At 63.5% G+C, this 3,600-nt stretch carries 2 protein-coding genes and 2 pseudogenes; all 4 read right to left on the bottom strand.

Annotation, left to right across the window (positions count from 1 at the left end; genetic code table 11):
• Positions 1-261: pseudogene (locus tag RTX98_RS20470) on the bottom strand (glutamate 5-kinase); the annotation flags it as partial.
• A complete protein-coding gene (obgE, locus tag RTX98_RS20465) occupies positions 261-1,304 on the bottom strand; it encodes a GTPase ObgE (RefSeq protein ID WP_312798727.1) in 1,044 nt (347 codons plus the stop codon). The gene obgE and the pseudogene RTX98_RS20470, both read right to left, overlap by 1 nt.
• A 195-nt stretch (positions 1,305-1,499) precedes the next feature.
• Positions 1,500-3,116, bottom strand: a complete 1,617-nt coding sequence (gene purH / locus RTX98_RS20460; protein ID WP_312798726.1) for a bifunctional phosphoribosylaminoimidazolecarboxamide formyltransferase/IMP cyclohydrolase — start codon at positions 3,114-3,116, stop codon at positions 1,500-1,502.
• A 77-nt stretch (positions 3,117-3,193) separates the two neighbouring features.
• Positions 3,194-3,587, bottom strand: a pseudogene (locus tag RTX98_RS20830) (heparinase II/III domain-containing protein).
• Between the last annotated feature and the right edge of the window lie 13 nt (positions 3,588-3,600).

The raw sequence follows: 3,600 nt of genomic DNA, 5'->3' as shown, positions 1-3,600 counted from the left end.
CAGCGCGATCTGGCCGACAGCCGCGGCCGCCTGGCTTTCTTCGAGCTTCAACGGCCCGCGCCCAAGTCCCAGGATGGTACGGCCAAGCGCGATCGCGCCGGACGACACGACAAGCACATCCGCGCCGGCCTGCCGCAGGGTGCCGATGTCGCGCGCCAACGAGGCGAGCCACTGGCGCTTCAAACCGCTTTCGCGATCCACCAGCAAGGCCGAGCCGATCTTGACGGTGATACGGCGGTAAGAGCCCAGCCCGCGCTGCATCAGGACTCGCCCTTCTGCCAGCGGGGATCCTCGACCTCCGGCTCTTCCTGCTTGCGCGCGGCCTGTACGACTTCCATCAGCGCCCGAAGCACCGTTTCCGTGCCCTCATTCGTGGCAGCCGAGAGCACCAGCGGCGTCTTGCCCGATGCCTTCTTCAGCGCCTTGATCTTCTCCTTGCGGGTCTCCGCATCGATCGTGTCGGCCTGGCTCAGCGCCAGCACTTCCTGCTTTTCATCCAGACCGCCGCCATAGGCTTCGAGCTCGTTGCGCACGGTTTCATAGGTGTAAGCGACATCCTCTTCCTGCGCGGAAACCAGGTGCAGCAGCACGCGCGTGCGCTCGACATGGCCGAGGAAACGGTCGCCGATGCCAACGCCCTCATGCGCGCCTTCGATCAGACCGGGAATGTCGGCGATCACGAATTCACGCGCGTCGATGCGCGCCACGCCGAGGCCGGGATGCAGGGTGGTAAAGGGGTAATCGGCGATCTTCGGCTTGGCTGCCGTCACGGCTGCCAAGAAGGTGGACTTGCCGGCATTGGGCAGGCCGACGATGCCGGCATCGGCAATCAGTTTCAGCCTGAGCCAGATATCACGTTCCTGGCCTTCGATACCGGGATTGGCGCGGCGCGGAGCCTGGTTGGTCGAGCTTTTGAAATGCGCATTGCCGAAGCCGCCATTGCCACCCTTGGCGAGCAGCACCTTCTGGCCGATCTCGGTAAGGTCGGCGATTAGCGTCTCGTTGTCGTCCTCGAAGATCTGCGTGCCGGCCGGAACCTTGAGGATGACGTCCGACCCCTTGCCGCCTGCAAGGTTGCGGCCCATGCCGTGAACGCCGATCTGCGCCCGGAAATGCTGCTGATAACGGTAATCGATCAGCGTATTGAGGCCTTCGACCGCGACAGCCCAGACATCGCCACCGCGTCCACCATCGCCGCCATCCGGGCCGCCGAACTCGATGAATTTCTCACGACGAAACGAAACCGCGCCGGCTCCGCCGTCACCGGATCGAATGTGAACTTTTGCCTGGTCGAGAAATTTCATCGTGTCGTCTGCCTCTTAAGCGCCGTCGTGTAGCGCAAACGCCGCGAAAGCGCGAGAGGCAGGACGAATTGAGGCGGTGAACGCTATCCTATCGCTGTGAGATAATCCGTTTGCCTGCTAGGCGCGAAACCGATGGAAGCCTTTCGGCTTTCGAGGCTTTCGCAACAACGCAGGCGAACGGATTAGCCTCAGCGATCAATGGCGGAAGTGGCGCATGCCGGTAAACACCATAGCCAGGCCATGCTCGTCGGCGGCGGCAATTACCTCGTCGTCGCGCATGGAGCCGCCCGGCTGGATCACGGCCGTCGCACCCGCTTCCACGGCAGCCAGCAATCCGTCGGCAAAGGGGAAGAAGGCGTCGGACGCCACAACCGCGCCCTTTGCCAGCGACACATCCAGACCAGCAGCCTTTGCCGCATCCTGCGCCTTGGAGGCCGCGATGCGCGAAGAATCCACGCGGCTCATCTGGCCAGCGCCAATGCCAACCGTCGCGCCATCCTTGACGTAAACGATGGCGTTCGACTTCACATGTTTGGCGACGCGGAAGGCGAAGCGCAGGTCAGCCAGTTCCTGGTCGCTCGGCGCGCGCTTGGTAACGGTCTTTAGATCGAGATCATCCACCACGCCGTTGTCGCGCGACTGGGCAAGGAAGCCGCCGGCAACCGTCTTCACGGCCATGCCCGGAGCACGCGGGTCCGGCAGACCGCCGGTGACAAGCAAGCGCAGGTTCTTCTTCGCGGCGATGATGGCGATGGCTTCATCCGTGGCATCCGGCGCGATGATCACTTCGGTGAAGACCTTGACGATCTCTTCTGCAACGGCGGCATCGATCGTGCCGTTCAGCGCCACGATGCCGCCAAAGGCCGAAACGGGATCGCAGGCCAGCGCCTTTTTATAGGCATCCACCAGCGTAGCGCCGGTCGCGACACCGCACGGGTTGGCGTGCTTGATGATGGCGACCGCCGCACTCTTGGCCGGGTCGAACTCGCCGACCAGTTCGAAAGCCGCATCAGTGTCGTTGATGTTGTTGTAGGACAGGACCTTGCCCTGCAACTGCCGCGCGGTGGCAACGCCCGGACGGTTTTCGCCGGTCTTGTAGAAGCCCGCCCTCTGGTGCGGGTTCTCGCCATAGCGCAACTCGCCTGCCACCGTACCGCCAAGGCTGTTATAGGTGGTTGAAACGCCTTCAACCGCACCGGCAAACCACGAGGCAATGCCAGCATCGTAAGCGGCCGTGCGCGAATAGGCCTTGGCCGCGAGCCGCTGGCGGAATTGAAGGCCTACACTGCCCTCGCCCGCCTTCATCTCGTCCAGCACGATTTGGTAGTCGCTGGGATCTACGACCACGCTGACATAAGCATGGTTTTTGGCAGCCGCGCGCAGCATGGCCGGTCCGCCGATGTCGATATTTTCCACGATCGAAGCGTAGTTCGCGCCCGACGCACGCACGCTTTCGAACGGATAAAGGTTCACCACGAGGAGATCGATCGGCTCGATACCATGTTCGGCCATGGCCGCTTTGTGCTCGGCGTCATCGCGGATCGACAAGAGCGCGCCATGGACGCTCGGATGCAGCGTCTTCACCCGGCCGTCCATGATCTCGGGAAAGCCCGTGACATCGGACACATCGGTCACCGGCAGACCGGCTTCGGCGATCGCCTTGGAGGTGCCGCCGGTCGAAAGGAGCGTCACGCCGGCCTTGTTCAGCGCGCGGGCAAACTCCACCACGCCGGCCTTGTCGGACACGGACAAAAGCGCGCGCTTGATAAAAACGCGGTCAGGTGCCGGAATGTTCTTGGAGGGGACGGCCATGGCAGGAGATCTCGGGCTTCGCTGGGGAAGCCCGGACCTAGGCCATGGGCGCGGTCAAATGCAAGCGCCGAAGGGCGTCAGCTCGTGATTCTTGTGAAACGCCAGGCCAGTGTCGGGTGTTCGGCGGCATCGTAATGCAGCACGATCTGCTTGGTGCGTGCCGGGCCGGCCAGTCCCGCAAAGAAGATGGAGTCCTCGATTTCCGGCAGCACCTCGCCGCAACGGAAGATCCAGCCTTCGCCATCGCGGCCTTGGATGCACATGGAAACGGATTGCGACATGCCCGCTGCGCGGCAGACCGTTGCCGGCGGCATGGAAGCGATCGATGCCCTCCAGCACCTGGCCGCCACCCGAAAGGACGAGCTGGCGTTCGTGGAACAGGCCGAAGCGCTGGATATAACCGTCATGGCTGGCGATGAAGCCCTGCAGGGTCGAACCGTTGCGCCCCTCATCCAGCCGCCGCGAGCGCACCACGCGCGGGCCC

The organism is Tianweitania sp., assembly GCF_032053605.1.
Classification (GTDB): domain Bacteria; phylum Pseudomonadota; class Alphaproteobacteria; order Rhizobiales; family Rhizobiaceae; genus Tianweitania.
This window is presented reverse-complemented; position numbering and strand designations above follow the sequence as displayed.